The following is a 15,786-nucleotide window of genomic DNA, read 5'->3' on the forward strand; positions in this document are numbered from 1 at the left end:
CTTATCGTATATCTGAGGGTCCAGCTGAGCTCGGATGATCCAGTCTGAACTGATCCCGGACAGCGGCAACTTTCCAGTGCGGCATGTCACGCTCGGTTTGGTAAGCGGTGAAACATGTCGCGATAGGTACGTTGTGCGCGAGAGCAACCTTTAGAAGGCGCGCGGTATTTTCCAGTCCACGCATAACGAGCGGCGCGCCACCTAGCGGATATTTTGGCTCGGTGAAGGCCAACTGATAGTCCACGACGACGATCCCGACCTTACCCCTCATGCCAATCTCAACAGCGCCGTACGAGCGATTCTTGTAGTCGTCCATTTTTTCCTCCAAATCAATAGGTTAAATGTCATTGCAAGTTGAAGTGTAGGAGTGCAATATACGCATATCAATACGTATCAGATACGTACGGAATCACCCTTACTGCGAGGAGGTTGTATGAAAGGAATGCCATCCGGTGCGCCCGTATCTGAGCCGATCAACTATGAGCAGGTTTTCGCGCACGTGCCGGTCGCTCTCATGGTTACCCGTCAGCGGGTGATATCCGCCTGCAACCGGCAATTCCTGGACATCTTTCGCACCACAAGCGACGCGTTGGTCGGTCAGTCGGTCCGAATCCTGTACCCGAATCAGGTGGCCTTCGAGCGGTTCGGAGCACGCGTAATTCCGGCGCTAAAAAAGTTCGGCCGAATCACAGAGCCACGAGCCATGCAACGGGCCGACGGCGAGCTTTTCTGGGTGAATGTGACGGGCGTCAGTGAACACCGTGACGATCCGTACCGCGAGGCACTGTGGTTCTTCTCGGAGATGGGTGCTGCAACGAGCCTGTCGGGCGGCGCAAGTTCAGCCAATAAATTGATCGCAGAGGCTAAAAATTCAATGACCAGCCGCGAGCGCGATGTGGCGGCATTACTCATCCAGAACCAGACTGCGAAGGAAATCGGAATAGCGTTGGGTATCAGCCCTCGAACTGTTGAGGTCTTTTGTGGAAAGCTGTTGAAGAAGTTCGACGCGCCCTCGACAACCGAGCTGGTTAAAACACTCCTTGCCTAGAGTTATCCGATGGGAACGGAAATGCCCAAAGATATGACCGATGCTGGATACGGAACAGACAGTGCCCATTCCACCTGACCGTCCACTCTCCTAGCGGCTTCTTCCCTTCCGCGTTGGGTGCTCGCGTGCCCTGTTGCGCTAAAATGCGACTCGCGATCGGGCCTCTAGCCCAAACGTGATTAGAGGCGCGGTGGGCTCATCACCTACGGATGCCGTGTGCGATTCATTGGAGGCCCTGGAGCTCGAGTGATGAAAATGGTAGACACCGGAGACTTAATATCCGCCGCGGACTCGAACGCGTGCCGGTTCGTCTCCGACCTCTTGCACCAACGGCAACAGCGAGTTCACATGCCGAAAGCAGGCTGACCCAAATTTTTCTGAACGTTGCTTCGATACGCGTATGGCAGGCACCAAGCGAAAAATCACCCGCCCGGGTGCGAACCGAAAAACGCTGAGCAAGTCGTTGCTGCTGCCGATGTCGGCGCAATCGGCGCGCGCGATGTCACTGGCCCACCACCTCGCGCTGGCTGCTTGCCGAGGCGACAACGCGAACCGGCATCAGATCAACGAACTGGTCCGTTCGGTGTATATGGCCTACTTCCTTCAGCGCATGGGGTTTGGTGATATGCCATTTGAGTGTTACGAACATGCAGAGGCGGCGTTCGAAAACGCCCTCGCCGTCGCAGCGAAAAGCGCCCGGTGGATGATCAGCGAGCAGGACGCACCCGTGATCAAACGATTGTTGGCGCTGCACGACCAGCAACTGAGCGAAGCACCGATGCACCGAGTAGTGGAGGCTGAAAAACAACTACGTCAATTCCTCGCCGGCACAGGCGTATCGCCGCTGGTCCGCCCGAAATCGGATTAACGGGTCCCCCTTCCAATGAACGCGTTCGCTTTTTAGCCATGCCGCGCATCCGACGTGTCAGCTCCCGCGCTCGCCTCTCGCTGAAGACGCGTCCCAAACGCGGGGCGCTGGTGCGGTACGGCGACCGAATTGCGGAGGTGCTGGGTGCGGCACGGGGCGAGCGCGTCATGATCCGTTCGCTGCACGCCGATGGTGTCGAGCGACGCAGCGCGGTGAAATGGAAAAATCTGAGATTGCTCGACGATCAATTGTTCTAGTGCGAGCCCGCAGGTATCAAGCCGAGCTCATTGCCACCGCCTGCGACCCGCGCAGGCGGATACCGCGTTCAACACCCTACTGGTTCACTGCGTCTTTAAACGCCTTGCCGGCGGTGAACTTGACGGTCGTCGACGCGGCAATTTGAAGCGCCTCGCCGGTCTTCGGATTGCGCCCGGCTCGGGCCGCACGCGCGCCTGTGTTGAAAGATCCAAACCCGATGAGTTGAACTGGGTCGCCGTTGACCACCGCGTTCGTCACGGTCGCCAAAAATGCGTCGATCGTTTCGGCTGCGGCAGATTTCGCGATGCCTACTTCGCTTGCCACTGCATCGATGAGTTCCTGTTTGTTCATGTTCGCGTTCTCCAATTTAACCGAGAGACAGCCTATTACCCGTCGGGGAAGGAGAATACCGCACCGGACCGACCTCGTTGGGTTTATGAGCCAAAGCGGATCTCGAAGGACCACCACTCGATGTGGCGCGGCCGGCTCCTACAACGCTCGACTGCTGGGACTGACCGTGTCATCGTTCGCCGCGTCGATGGGCGGCTCGCCCTTCCCGGAAATCCCGTCGGCATCTGTGATGTCTCCGAACACTTCAGTTGCGTATCGTCAAGCCCAGGGCGCCATTCAGGACGTAGTGTTCAATACGTTTTACATCCTATCTAATACAAACGCCTTATACGGCGGGCGTTTCGCTGTTCGCCGACTGAAAAACCTCTTTTAGAGCGTGTCGAGCCGAAAGGGTCTCGCGGCAGCGTGAAACATTTGTGCGTTTAGCGCGGCCATTCCATGCTGGATATAGCTTGCAGGCTGCCACGAATTCAACGTTGAATGTTTCACGAGTTGCTGATTTGCGAAACACTTTGGCACGCAGGCGGTGCCGCGGCGCTCAATCGAAAGTCGATCAGCCGCCGTGCCGGCACATGGTTCGCGCGCGATTCAGCAAGCCTCAATGTGCCGCATCGAATACCGCTGCCGTGGCGGACGGTCGGAGAGCCGGTCGGAGCTCTTCGCTCCCTTGGATTGCCTTCAAACTACTGAACATTACCCCCATAATGTCTAGCAGTTAATACGGCTCGTGCCGATGGCACGAACACGCGTCCGGCGTGTCGAGCGTTTCACACACGCTGCATCCATTGCGCCACGCTGACCGGAACCACGCGCCATGGTTAGTGGTAGTCATCCTCGCGTTGATGCCGTATGGCGAGAATCGTCACGGTCTCCGCGCCTTCAATTTCGAACAATGCGACATAGCCCATATTGCCGAACGGCACGACGAGTTCTCGCAGGTAGGGATTGTCCGGGTCGATCTTGCGGCAGGTGAAGGGAAACGATTCGAGCATATCGGCACCCTTGCGGATCGTTTCGAGCGCTTGCCCAGCAGCCACCGGGTCCTGTTCTAGTAAAAATTGGTAAAGACGGATCAAGTCAGCGCGCGCTTGACCCGTGTACCGGACCTGATAATTCAACGAGCACCTTGCCCTTTCTGGGTCGCAGCAAGCATCGCTTCGAGTTCTGCCTGTACATCATCGGCGGCGTAATATTCGCCTGTGCGACGGGCCTCATCCCGGGAAGCAAACCCTCGAGCGAAGAAATCTCGCTGCAATTGACGGCGGACGACACTTGATCGCAGTGACGATTCCATTAGAGACGAGAGGCTCTCGCCGTCTTCTAAGACACTTTCAGCGGCCTGGCGCAGGTCGGGATCGACACGAAGCGAAGGGAGGGAAGCAGTTTTCATGGTTGCTCCAATGCGTTGCATTTGCAGCGCAAATTTTAGCACGAACTATCGGATATCGGCCTGCGCTGATGGTTGCCGTGCTTGCCGCTTAGTGGTGCCACCTAATTCCGGGAAATCAGCTTTCATTGACGGAAGACCGATGATTGCGTCGATTCACAATCTCACTCGGGCGTGGGTGCGCAGGCGCTGCAGGATATGGTGGATCGCTTGGAGGTGCTGTTCGCCTACCTTGCCGGGCTGAGAACACCGGTTCAATAGCTTGTGAACCGACTTGCCCAGCTGACGACACACGGTCCACAAGTAGGGTTAGCATCACCTTTAGCGCATACGCGCGTACAGCCTTGACAATCTCTGTCTCGCCGACAGACTCAATAAACCCCTTTAATGGCCGGCGATCCTGCTCGTACCGCATGCTTACCCGCTGTTCCATGGCTTCCTCTAGTACTGTGTTTTTATACAGCAAAGATTGCCACGACTCGCAGATGACTAGTAGCACCCATTTACCGCCGTTGACTGTTGAGGGCGGCATTGTTTGTTGTGTATGTGCTTCCGGCAGACTGTTAGTTGCGCTTGGGATTCGCACAATATTGCGCACTGTCTGACATGAGTTTTCTAGTCCGGTCCCTAGATGGGCCTCCGACAGTGCATGGTTCACGGTGTCTCTACCAGGAGGCTAAACGAATTTGGGCGTAGATCGCCAAAGCGGCGGCATGCGGAGAAGCGATCATCATGCTACTTGCGGTAAGGCGAAGCGTTTTGTAAAAGTCGTGCAAGCACGAAGTGCTGCGATATTGGGCTGCTGCTCAACGAGGCTCTCCGCGGTCGTTCGAGACCCCGGAAGCCGCGGCGTGAAGACGCTCTCGTTCGCGCGAGGGATGATCGCTGCTTTCTGCGCGGATATTACTTTGCACTGACATTGATGAAGCGTACCAAGTGTTGCCACTTCAACGCTCTCCGCTTTCGCGCCAGGATCACAGTTCGATTGCTCGGCTATGATCTTGCGCGACACGCTGGGATAAGAAGGCAGCAACCGCTTAAACCATAGCCGTATTGGCGTGGCCAGTTCAGCGCGATATCTTGTACCGGCTATGTGGATCGACTGCTCGCCAGAGGAAAATGCGGCGCGCCGCAAGGAGGGAGCAAAATACATCTTTCACATGCGATGTGACGCGGGACTGCCAATGGGATGCCTTTCCGCGCGAAGTTTGCGCCACACTTGTCGTATCCGCAGAAATTGTCTTCGAGGGGCCAAACCCCCGACGCTGAAAAAACGACTCTTCAATGCCTCGCGGCTTCAGCTGAAAATTGGAAGTCGAACGCGCCGCTCGATTGATGACACAGGATGGGAACGGTGGCCGAAACAGAGCAATATCGATTCTTTCGCCTTGGGATTTGACGCTGGCGGTTCGACAACGTGACGGCGAGTAACCGTCTATCAGCAGCGGAAACTTGACATTTTTATCGGCATGTTTCTCGGGCACGAAACCGACGCACCGCTAACGAGACGATGCGCGTCTAGAATCTAGACACGCTCAGAAGTGAAGCTATTGTCGCGTGGCAATTCTTTCACAGTGTCCGCAACTGGACGCGCTGGGCAGAGGCCGATAGTGGCGCTTGAGAATGTGTGGGGCCGAGGTGTTGTCGCCGGCACAACTGCTTAATCATCCGGAACTCGCAAAGGGCTGGTCGGAGAAGTTCTTCGCGCCGGAGTGGCGAGCCGTGACAAGGCGTTTATCGGAGGGGGCAACCCGCGCGTTGATCACGTTTTGGTGCCGACCTTTGCTGGATCGCAGGCTAGGCCAGTTGTCGTAGGTTTGTTGGGATACCGCGGACTTAACGTCGTCCCCGACGCCACGAGCCAGAAACAACCAACTGGGATCAGGCAGCCTTCCTGAACATGTTCGATCGCGAGGATTTAGCTACCAGCCGGACCGCTGTCATCATCAAGGACGGTCGCGCTGCGTCCTGGCATCTTCATGATGTGCCCACGAGCGTCGTGGTCTGCTGTTGTTGTGGGCAATACGACTCCTCCGGTACTTTTCCGGGTCGTGGCATTCTTCTCGCAAATGCGATCCGGTCCTGTTGCAGACCTCACAGACGTTATTACCACGTTCGCGACGCGATATTTTGTAGTCGCTGCTTTCTCGCAGGGGATCGACAGCCAATCAGAGTTGAAAATCGCTCAACGCACCAGCGCGACCTATGGTGTGTGCGTAAGCAGGCTAGGACGCAGGACCAATCCGCTGCGTGATCAGCCAGGCGCCCGGGTAGCGCCGAGTGCCGACGCCCTGATCGACCGGTAGGCTATCCGACGTGGGCACCTGGACTCGAGACGCTCGCCATTTCGGATGCTAGCGCCGCTGGATTGTGTCTAGACACAACTACATCCTGCGAAAACGATCGTCGTCCGGTCCGCCGGATCTGGCTCGTGTCTAGACTCTAGACGCGCTGAGCAAACAGCAACAAAAAGGCCCGCACATGGCGGGCTTTTTTTCGGTCAGCGTTCGTCAGACCGCTTTAGGCTGGCTGTGGAACATCTGGCTTATCAGCTCCCTAATTTGAGTCTCCTGTGCGTCGGTCAACACGCCGGACTTGATTTTTACCGTGATACCGCTGACATCCTTAGTGATAGAGCCCGCGTGTTCCTTGCCGGAAAAGAACTTGTCGATGCTCCGCTCGCTCGCTGAGTCGGCTGTCGTCGCTTGGCGGGTTGCCATCGCCTTAATTGCCGCCGCGACCTTCCCTTGATCCATGTCGCCCTTCACAACAAGGGGCCAGAGGTCCACTATGGCGTTCATTCCGTTCTCGCCATGCTTTTTTATCGCCGTAACAATCGCCTGAGCTGCGGTCCCGCCAAGTAGTCGGGGCTGAATGTCTAGGTCCTTCCTGATGAAGTCCGGCAAATTCTCGAATGAAAGGAACTGGTAGAGCCCACTGCGGGACATACCCAGCGCCTGGGCCATCCTTTTCCGGTCGGGAAACTCCTTTTCCGTTCGCCTTATAGACGTGGCGATCTCATAGTCCGACAAGTCGTCACGGCTGACATTTTCCACCAAGGCCAGCACCGCCATATCTGCGTCGGAACACGCGACAACAACCGCGTTTATTGTGTCCAGGCCCAACATTACGTGTGCGCGCCATCTACGTTCTCCCGCCACGATCTGATAGATCTCTTCGGACCTGCGGACCACTATCGGCTGCATAAGCCCGACTTCACGAATGGATTCCGCTAGCTCCGACAGCTTCGCCTCGTTGAATACTCGACGTGGCTGCCAAGGGTTCGGCACAACATCGGACACCGCCAATCGAGAGGCGGCGCCAGTGGACTCCAGCTCTTGCACACGGAGCTGCGCAACCGCCAATGCGCCCGCGAGGCCCGGCGCCGTTTGCGTTCGAGTGCTACGTTTCGCCTCGTCTTCATTGATAGCCGAAGTCGCCCGTATGCCCGCCGTCTTAGCTAGCAATTGCTCACGCATGTTGCTCATTGCGCGTTCCTCCATTTTTCCGAATAGATTTCATCTATCCAACGACAGTAATCGACAAGAGGCTGTCTAACTCGCTGAAGCGACTTGGACGCGCTATGGGTACTGCTGACGTCGAACACCGTTGAGAAAGCGAGCGCTCCCGTACTCATTACAGAACTCGCAGGCACCTCAATCGAGTGCAACCAACTCTCATAGGCGCTTTGTGCCCATGCACGCACGATGGGTGCTGACGAGGTACGGCCATAATCGACCCTCGAAAGCAGCAGCGAAATAAAGTCGTATTTCTTGTCTGTCTCGTATCTTATAAAGCTCTTGGACACATCAGAAAACAGGCGCCAGAACGACAACGAGCTAATAAAGTCGAGATTCTCTGGGACCATTGGCATAACCATCGCGTCTGCTGCCAGCAATGCGTTTAGATTGAGGTACGACAGGGAAGGCGACGTGTCCATGAGAATGTAGTCGTATCGGTTCCGCAAAGGCTCTAGGCCTTGTCGCAGCACAGTCCAGAACCGGAATCCGGGTCTCATTTTCTGCATCGCGGGCAGATGGAATTCTGCACCAATCAATTCAGTGTGAGCCGGGATTACATCAAGACCATCCCAGTATGTCGACTGAACTCTCGCCTCCAAGCCGCCTTCGATGTCTTGGTCGTAAATGTAAGGCAGAATCGTGTCGTCCGGCGTGACGTCCTTCTCCGCGTATAGGCCACAAAGCTCAGAAAGCGATGCTTGTGGGTCAAGGTCGATAACCAGCACCTTACGCCCACGCAGTGTCAATCCTTGGGCTAGGCACATGGTCGTAGTCGTCTTTGCCGACCCGCCCTTTAACTGAGCCGTGATGATGATCTTTCCTTCAGGCTCCCGAGTTCCGGTAACAAGCGGAGTCTGATAAATGTCCGAGACTTTCTGAACCCAGACACGCGCTTCCTCTAGAGTGAATATCCGGGTCCGGCCAGTGCCTGCTGCGGTGCCCGACGGTAACTCTCCGTCACTCTTGGTGGCGAGGTATTGAACCTGAGAGTGGGCGATATTGCACATCTCGGCAATCTCCCCTGTTTTGAAGACAGGCGCAGCCTTTCTTGGCCGTGGAGCGAGAATAGTGTCACGTAGTTCATCTGTGAAAATCGAGACCCTTTCAGCGAACTGACTAATCTGCTCAAGGTGAACAGTTCGATCTACAGCAGGAAGTTGGCTTGTTTTCACCATTCTGAGGTTTTCCAAAAAATTTCAATTAACCTCAGAATACATGAATTACTTGGAAATTGCGCTATAAATCGCTGTTTACCATAGAGATTTCCTGTGGAAACCTCTCTCCACTCTTGTTCACGACCTCAAAGGACGCATTTGCGAAGCGTGCAGCTATCCATGTCCTCCTTGAACCATTGTAATTAGATTGTCTTGTCGGCTGCGTGCTGTCAGACCGTTCTCTTCCTTAACTACTTTCACTACTACCGGACTTTCAAGGTGAGGTCCATTGTGCTGTTATTACTCTTGCGTCGTTCGACCTTGTCCGAGATGCACAATGGACCTCACCTTCGTATTCAAGGTTCAAGAAAGACCCGCAAAAAACTGATGCAAGAAGGCACAAACACAATTCAGCACAATCAATCTCACCTTCGATCCCGCGGTTTGGACCCTCAAAATATGTTTTCCAGAAAAACCTCCGCGAACAACACCCAGCGTCGACGCGATGCACAATCAACCGCACCTTGAATTCATGCACGCAGATTTCGGCACCTGTCTCACTTCTGGCCCCTGCCCAATTAACCCCACCGCCGACAGGAACTCAGATGTACGCTTATTGATGACCGGTTGGTCTTGTTTTTTTAAAGAATTAAACCAACTCACATACCAACAGACACCTCCGACATTCTTTAGTTTCAAGCACTTAGCCGTGGAAAAGTGAGGTTCCTTGTGCTGGAGGTGAGGTTTGCTGTGCACCAAGGTGAGTTTCGTTGTGCGGTGAAGGTGAGGTTTGTTCCACACCAAGGTGAGATTGGATGTGCGAGAAAAAAACTGCTTTGGCAAAGGTGAGGTTGGGTGTGCATCGCCAGGAATGCGCCGCTGCCGGCGGCATGAGATAAGGCGCTATCGTTCCGCGCAGGTTCAACGTGGTGAGGTTGATTGTGCCTAGGTGAGGTTGATTGGGCGTAAGCGGCGAGGTAGCGCAACCAACCTCATATCACGGGTGGAGGGTGAGGTTGTATGTGTTGACAGCTCACCCATGCATGCTACATTCGCAGCAATTAATTGATCAGCTGATGCGCTTATGGCGGCGAACACTCCTGAAGAAAGCAAATCGAGGGTAACACCTCGGCAGATGGCGCTCGCGTTGTTCGAGGACTTGTTCGACCTAGGCATGCCCATCAGCGAAGCCACCCGGGAAATCGGCTATCAGCGCAACAATTTCTTCACCCAAATCGTCAACATGGGGCTACCGGCGCGCCGATTTCTTGACGCTGCGTATTTCATCGTCGCACAGGAACAGGACGCACAAGATCAGTACGACGTTGAACTGAACTACTTCAAGTGGCTCATGCGCTATGACAGCCGCAATCTTAAGCACCTGCGAACAATCGCAGAGGAAGCGCAGAACGCGAAAATCCAGGTGACAGACACGCCGCTCGATCGTGACCCCAACGAAGACGACCTATGGGTCTCAGTCCAACTCCTGGGGATGGTGGGGTTCCACAGGGGGCGGGTCCGATTCGACGTGCATCCTCGATTGGTCCCGCATATCCGTGACCCAAAAAAGTCTCACTGGCTGAGCTTGCGCATTTCGACCGCTTTTACGCGCAGCCTGGCGCGCGCGATTTATGACCAGATACTGCCGAGTGTCCCCGATGGTCGAACGGAATGGATACCGCTTGAGGACATGCGAAATTGGCCTGGAAAAATGGGCGCAAACGCCGCCATCTTCAAATATTTCAAACGCGACTGGCTCGAGCCGGCAGTGCGTGAAATCAATGAGGTATCGGACATCGATCTCACGTATGAAACTAGGACCGAGTCCAGCACATCGAAAAAAATCGACCGCATAAGGTTTCTGCTCAAGCGCAAGGACACCGCCGACGCTGTCTTGGCCAGCTTGGCTGACGCCAGCCACCTGTACAAGATTCTCAAGGATGAATTCAACTTGTCGACTAAACAGTTCACTGAGATTTCCGAAAACCGTGAAGTCTGGACCGATACGCACATCCAGCAAGCTGTCGAATACACTCGCTTCAAGATTAATCGCGGACAGGTAAAAAGGAGTCCAGCTGGCTACTTGATGAGAGCTCTCCGCGATAACTGGAAAATGTCTGAAGCCGAACGGACGATGGTCGACGTTCAGGCAAGGCTGCTTACCGACGAAAAAAAAACTGAGGTCGCGAAGAATGAAACCCGGAGTTCGGTTGCACGCACTATGGCGTCGCGCGAAGAAGAGGTCCGTGCACGCATGAATGAAGAATCACTTAAAGGACGTGAACACTTCGACTCTGCGGACTTAAAAACCCGTAAAGAGTTGGTGCGCTCATGGGTCACGTCGAGCCAAGGCAAACTCATGCTCCGGCGTATGAAACTTGAGGCTTCAGCAGTAACGGAGGAGGACATCCTCGCAAATGCGGACCTCGTTTGGTATCTGGGACAATTTGTGTTCGGGCGCATGAATTCGTCTCGTACATCGCCTTAATACGCTGGAAATCGAATGTCGCCGAAAGCTAACCTCGAAATTGGTGCCTCCAATGTTTGGCGGGATGGCATCGTTCACGCCCCGAAGTTTCAGAAGTTCAACTGACAGATTGGGCTTTGTGTCCCGAGGCAAGCTTGTATAGCTGCCGCCCGTGTGTATCGTACATAGGAAAGGACTAACTGGCCTGCGAAGCTGGGCGAAGGCGGGTCGGTGAGAGCGGAGGATGCTCGTTGATCTGGAGTTGCAATGGCGTACGCATACACCTTCTGATACTGCCAGGCGAACAACTAATCTACGTGTTCGGTGCTGGCTTCCAGGCCTTGTTCAACGACGGAGCGGACTACCCCGGCGAACTCGTCGGGTGCTTCGACGCCCGACGTATGGCTCGTATCAAGCACCACAAGTCTTGAGCCCGGAATACCGTTGTTCAGGCTTTGTGCATGATACAAAAGTGCGAGCCGGGTCGCGACTTCCATGAACCACCGCGGTGGGAAGGGATGATAGTTCGCTGAGCATGCTTATGAGGTCGGTCTGTTGCAAACTGCGCAAGCTCTCGGTGGTTGCCTTAGCAGTAGGGCGACGTGGATACGTCATAAACGAGTCCACAAGCTCGGCGGGGCAGACGCTTCCAAGCGAACGTTCAGTCATGGCTTTCCACAGCGGCGGCCCCCATATCTGAAGGACGTGCTCGATGACTGATTCGACGTCGCCATGTCCCTTTGTATTCGCTCCGCTATTGCTCAGCACGAGACCAGCCACGTTGCTCTTCGTCGAGCGTAAATCGATTGCAGTGGCGAGCGCCGCGATCGGTGTGCCTACTGAATGTCCTATCAACACGGTTGGCTCGAGCTCTCTTAGTAGAATGGCTACACGCGCTGCAACCGAGTCAAGGTCGTGTGGGCCGGCACCCATCGAGCCAGCCCACGCCAATTGCGCGAAGTTTAACGATTCTTGTGACGGGCGCGATGGCGTTTGGCGGAATGGGGGTGCCTGGCAAGAAGACGAGGGTCGGTCGATTTTTGGGTCCGTGACCGAGATGGAACGTGGCTAAAGCCTGTGTCATTTATCTACGTCTTTTTTGTTGTTCGACGGGAGCGGTGCAGTACTTTCACGATGCGCTTTCAGGCGGCTCAGTGGTTTCCAAAATGATGCGTCGAATGCTTTATCGAAGCGCTGAGGTTGCCACGCGGACAATCAGCATTTCAGTTGGCGACCGCCTCATTGAGACAGTCATTTGGCCCTTTTTATTCGACAAGTTGGCATCCGTATGAATGAACTTGACCGCCATCGTTCCAGCGGCGGCAGCGCCGAGTCACGGGCTTCGCGCTATCTGCTGCACTTCTGATCTGACGAATCGTCGTGCGATGTTGAGCCGCCCAGTCTATCGCTGCGATGAAACGCGTTAGTGATCGTTCCCCAGCCGAATAAACGCTAGATCTTGGCTAGTGTCTTTCGGCGGTTTATTGTAAAAGTGGATATATGGAAATTCGTGAAATGAGCCTCTCGCCCAACGCGCGTGTTGACCTGCTGTGCTATCTCGTCGCTACGGCGGCGACTTACGCGCTGACCAGCGACTGGCGAGCGGGCCACGTGGTGAACTCCTGCCGGTCGTGACTTTCGCGCAACTGGTTGAGTCTGTCGTGGCCGGACCGAATTTGCCTTGGGGCAGTTAGCGTTGCAAATTGCGAGGCGCGATCTGCGCGGCGTGGGCATTGCGTTAAAACAAGGACGTTCAGGGTCTCTTCATGGGCGACATGAAGTTGAACCCAGCCAGTATGGTCGTACAGCGCATGCTTCAGGTATGTCGCCATGCGTTAGAGGAACATCGGTTCACATGAGGATGGCAATGAACGCAACCAGTTTCGTTGAGCCCACTGTGGTAGGAGGCGGACTCGCGGTCGCCTTCGAACTCCTCGCCGCGGGTCGTGTTGTGAAATGCACGGTTTCGCGCGAATCGCTGCAACACTACTTTTGGCTTCAGCCTGATGCGGACGATGCACGCGTGCTCAAGATTTTCAATGACGGACGTCGGCGAATCGTTGCCGTCGCCGAACGCAAGGCGCGTCGACTCGCGGCTGCTTCTGTCCACCTAGAGGCGGCCGACTTTCAGCCGTAGGCGAGACGGTAATTCGCGGCAACGCAATCCACAATGCAAACATGAAAGCTGAGAATTCAAATCCTCGCGAAGCAGCGGCGCTCGCAAGAGTGGCCGAGGCCGCCCGCGAAGTGCAAGCCGCGTCTGCTGCGATAGAGGTGCACTTCACCGCCGTAGGAGAGCGACAAGCTTCCACCCTGGAGCTTGCACGTCTAACTGCCGCAGTCCAGGAGCTCGAAGATGCTCGGTTAGCCTTGGCGGTCGTCATCGACGACGGCAATGGGTGAGGACGAGCGAGAGAATCCGTTGTCTGCCGATAGGTATGCGAAACGAATGCTGCCATGGACGCTCGGGTTTGACGGGCCCTGCTTTGACAACTGAAGGAACGCCTCCCTCGCAAGGTCTGGACACTTGCGACCCCGATGGGGAGGAAAGATCGGCTACAATTCATCGGCTCGTTTTTACTCACTGAGTCGAAGCCTGTCTCGTTCGTACCCAAGAGGAAGTACAACCTGTTCTACGATGCCGCGATCGCCCCAATCAGTCCTCTATACGAACTCGGGCAGCCCTGAAAAAATTGATGAGGTGAGCGGCTATTTCAATCGCGGATTCAACGCGACGGGCAAATCCGGTTTGCATGGGGAGAAGAGGGCATCCGGGAAATGGAAGCGGATGCCGTCCGCGGTTTCGAAAAGCTAGTGCAAGACTACGCCACAGTCCAGTTATTGGATGGACTGCGCAGGACGCGCTAAGCGCAGATGTGATGTACAGAGACAGGAGCTAGACTCCGCTCTGCCTCGTCGAGCCGACACGTCTGATCGGGCGTCCTGGCCAGGCGATTCCCGCGCTAGACGAAGTCCGATGCGACGCGTTTCACACTGCAGCAAAATCGTCGTGCGTGCCACCACAGGTCGCGCTTGCGAGATCGAGTAGGTGCCGGAAACTGGGCGTGCAACGCTAGGACCAACGCACGCAAAGGGCGGTGACTTCGCAATCAAGTTGGCGCGGTCGATCAACCTGTCAATGCCATCGCCCTCATCGCACGCCCGTGCTTGTCAGTCTCAAAAGCCTGCATTGGGTATCCGAGTTGGACCATCGCCCGAGCAGGTGCCTCCGTGCCAACCATAGACGAAAAAAAGCCCGCTCATGATGGCGGGCACAATCCATATCAGTGGAGACATGGAGGAGACAGACTAAGCGTAAACACCTATTAGATACTGCGCAACCGAATTTTGCTGCTTGCAAAACACTTAGTTAGGTCTCGTCCGGCGATGAGCCGTGACGTACTCCGTACGGGAAAAATGTCGCAAAAGGAGCTTGGCTGCTGGACGACTATCGTTTTGGTATCATTTGATCTATGATGACAGATCAAATGGTCTATTGAGGATATTCTGTGATTCTCGTCTCGCCGGAAAAGATCGCCGCCGTGATGGCGCTCACTCCAGTGCCGCACTCGGTAGCGGAACTCGACGATCGGGTTCGCGAGGGCTTGCCTAAATCGGCGCTGCGGGAAGGGGTTGAGCACGCGACGCGCAGTCCTGAAGAACGCAAGGCGTTACTCGCGCGTATCGTGCCAGAAGCCACGTTTAAGCGTCGACGCGAGCGGCTGAGTCCAGACGAGTCGGAGAAGACTGAGCGGCTCGCACGTATCTTTGCGACAGCCAACTACGTATGGGACGACGAAGACGACGCTCGCGCGTTTTTGAACACGACGCATCCATTGCTCGATGGTCGTACGCCACTCGACGTAGCGATGACGGAGCTTGGCGCGCGACGGGTCGAAGAGCTGCTTTGGAAATTGTTCTATGGGGTGCCGGCGTGATCTCTCGTAGTACAGCAGTTGAGGCGCTGGCCTGATGCAGATTTATAGAATTGCGGACAGCCGGCATCCGGTGTGGAGCGGCACCGGGGCGGTGCTAGTCGGGGGCCGTTTTAATAGTCCCGGTCGTCCTGTGATCTATGGTGGCCTGAGCTTTGCAGGCGCCATGCTCGAAGTGCTGGTGCACGCTCGTATTGGCAAGGTGCCGCGTCATCACGTGTGGGTGCAAGCTGAGGTTCCCAAATCCGTTTTGATCGAGCGGATTGAGGTGGACGATCTGCTCAGGGGCTGGGATGGGCCGGACTCGAAGATCGCCCGAGCAGTAGGTGATCGCTGGATCGAGGAGGGTAGAACTGCGGTGTTGATTGTTCCATCAGTGGTCGCGCGCGCTGAATTCAATGCACTGGTCAATCCGGCGCATCCTGATGCGAAGAACTTGTCGATCACAGAGCCTCAACCAGTGGTGTGGGATGAGCGTCTTTTTACGAAACCTCGATGACTTCCATTATTGTCGACGGGGCGTGTGAGCCGCCACAATTAAACGATCTTCGGAGGAGCCGACGGAACCACGTGGACTGTGAGCGTGCCGGTGCGCCGCACCCGCGGAGTCCGATCACAGCAGGTCCAGTAGCTCGATGCGCAACCCTTCGTGACATTTATCCAATCCGCCGACAATGCATTGGCAAAGAGTAAAGCGCCAGGCGCTAATTGAATATCTCCCCGTGCGATCCATGCCCCGCGCAAACTTGGGCTAGATGCATAAACGTGGTAATCGGCAGGTGATAAGCCTCACGCAT

General features: G+C 55.5%; 14 protein-coding genes. 7 read left to right on the forward strand and 7 right to left on the reverse strand.

Going from position 1 to position 15,786, the window contains the following annotated elements; translation table 11 throughout:
* Position 1 precedes the first annotated feature (1 nt).
* A complete protein-coding gene (locus tag HB376_RS25430; protein ID WP_213766616.1) occupies positions 2 to 316 on the reverse strand; it encodes a hypothetical protein in 315 nt (104 codons plus the stop codon).
* Positions 317 to 433: 117 nt separating this feature from the next.
* On the opposite strand from HB376_RS25430, the gene HB376_RS25435 reads away from it, so the two are divergent.
* The 3 genes from HB376_RS25435 (at position 434) to HB376_RS25445 (ending at position 2,173) form a co-directional block, all read left to right on the forward strand.
* Positions 434 to 1,048: a LuxR C-terminal-related transcriptional regulator gene (locus HB376_RS25435; protein WP_213766495.1), complete on the forward strand. Its 615-nt coding sequence runs from the start codon at positions 434 to 436 to the stop codon at positions 1,046 to 1,048.
* A 400-nt stretch (positions 1,049 to 1,448) separates the two neighbouring features.
* On the forward strand, positions 1,449 to 1,916 hold the full coding sequence (locus HB376_RS25440; protein ID WP_255631573.1) for a hypothetical protein: 468 nt from the start codon (positions 1,449 to 1,451) through the stop codon (positions 1,914 to 1,916).
* A 38-nt stretch (positions 1,917 to 1,954) separates the two neighbouring features.
* Complete coding sequence (locus tag HB376_RS25445; RefSeq protein ID WP_213766617.1) at positions 1,955 to 2,173, forward strand: hypothetical protein; 219 nt, start codon at positions 1,955 to 1,957, stop codon at positions 2,171 to 2,173.
* A 76-nt stretch (positions 2,174 to 2,249) separates the two neighbouring features.
* Here HB376_RS25445 and HB376_RS25450 read toward each other — a convergent pair whose 3' ends face one another.
* The 5 genes from HB376_RS25450 to HB376_RS25470 form a co-directional block, all read right to left on the reverse strand.
* Entirely contained in the window at positions 2,250 to 2,525 is a 276-nt protein-coding gene (locus HB376_RS25450) for an HU family DNA-binding protein (protein WP_213766496.1), read from the reverse strand.
* A gap of 818 nt (positions 2,526 to 3,343) precedes the next feature.
* On the reverse strand, positions 3,344 to 3,643 hold the full coding sequence (locus HB376_RS25455) for a type II toxin-antitoxin system RelE/ParE family toxin (RefSeq protein WP_213766497.1): 300 nt from the start codon (positions 3,641 to 3,643) through the stop codon (positions 3,344 to 3,346).
* Positions 3,640 to 3,915 (reverse strand): YlcI/YnfO family protein, encoded by a 276-nt coding sequence (locus tag HB376_RS25460; RefSeq protein ID WP_213766498.1) that lies wholly within the window; start codon positions 3,913 to 3,915, stop codon positions 3,640 to 3,642. Before HB376_RS25460 ends, HB376_RS25455 begins: the two co-directional genes overlap by 4 nt.
* Before the next feature lie 2,507 nt (positions 3,916 to 6,422).
* Positions 6,423 to 7,400, reverse strand: a complete 978-nt coding sequence (locus tag HB376_RS25465; protein ID WP_213766499.1) for a ParB/RepB/Spo0J family partition protein — start codon at positions 7,398 to 7,400, stop codon at positions 6,423 to 6,425.
* On the reverse strand, positions 7,397 to 8,608 hold the full coding sequence (locus HB376_RS25470) for an AAA family ATPase (RefSeq protein WP_213766500.1): 1,212 nt from the start codon (positions 8,606 to 8,608) through the stop codon (positions 7,397 to 7,399). Before HB376_RS25470 ends, HB376_RS25465 begins: the two co-directional genes overlap by 4 nt.
* Positions 8,609 to 9,671: 1,063 nt before the next feature.
* Here HB376_RS25470 and HB376_RS25475 point away from each other — a divergent pair.
* Complete coding sequence (locus HB376_RS25475) at positions 9,672 to 11,075, forward strand: replication initiation protein (protein ID WP_213766501.1); 1,404 nt, start codon at positions 9,672 to 9,674, stop codon at positions 11,073 to 11,075.
* 287 nt (positions 11,076 to 11,362) lie between these two features.
* Here the strand turns inward: HB376_RS25475 and HB376_RS25480 are convergent, their stop codons facing one another.
* Positions 11,363 to 11,551 (reverse strand): hypothetical protein, encoded by a 189-nt coding sequence (locus HB376_RS25480; protein ID WP_213766502.1) that lies wholly within the window; start codon positions 11,549 to 11,551, stop codon positions 11,363 to 11,365.
* Positions 11,552 to 12,921: 1,370 nt separating this feature from the next.
* Here HB376_RS25480 and HB376_RS25490 point away from each other — a divergent pair.
* The 3 genes from HB376_RS25490 (at position 12,922) to HB376_RS25500 (ending at position 15,488) form a co-directional block, all read left to right on the forward strand.
* Entirely contained in the window at positions 12,922 to 13,191 is a 270-nt protein-coding gene (locus HB376_RS25490; protein WP_213766503.1) for a DUF1488 family protein, read from the forward strand.
* A gap of 1,372 nt (positions 13,192 to 14,563) precedes the next feature.
* Positions 14,564 to 14,992 (forward strand): antitoxin Xre/MbcA/ParS toxin-binding domain-containing protein, encoded by a 429-nt coding sequence (locus tag HB376_RS25495; protein WP_213766504.1) that lies wholly within the window; start codon positions 14,564 to 14,566, stop codon positions 14,990 to 14,992.
* Positions 14,993 to 15,026: 34 nt separating this feature from the next.
* The gene (locus tag HB376_RS25500; protein ID WP_213766505.1) at positions 15,027 to 15,488 is read left to right on the forward strand and encodes an RES domain-containing protein; all 462 of its coding nucleotides are present in this window, start codon (positions 15,027 to 15,029) and stop codon (positions 15,486 to 15,488) included.
* The last annotated feature ends 298 nt before the right edge of the window (positions 15,489 to 15,786 follow it).

The sequence above is a fragment of the Caballeronia sp. dw_19 genome (genome assembly GCF_018449515.1).
Lineage (GTDB): Bacteria > Pseudomonadota > Gammaproteobacteria > Burkholderiales > Burkholderiaceae > Caballeronia.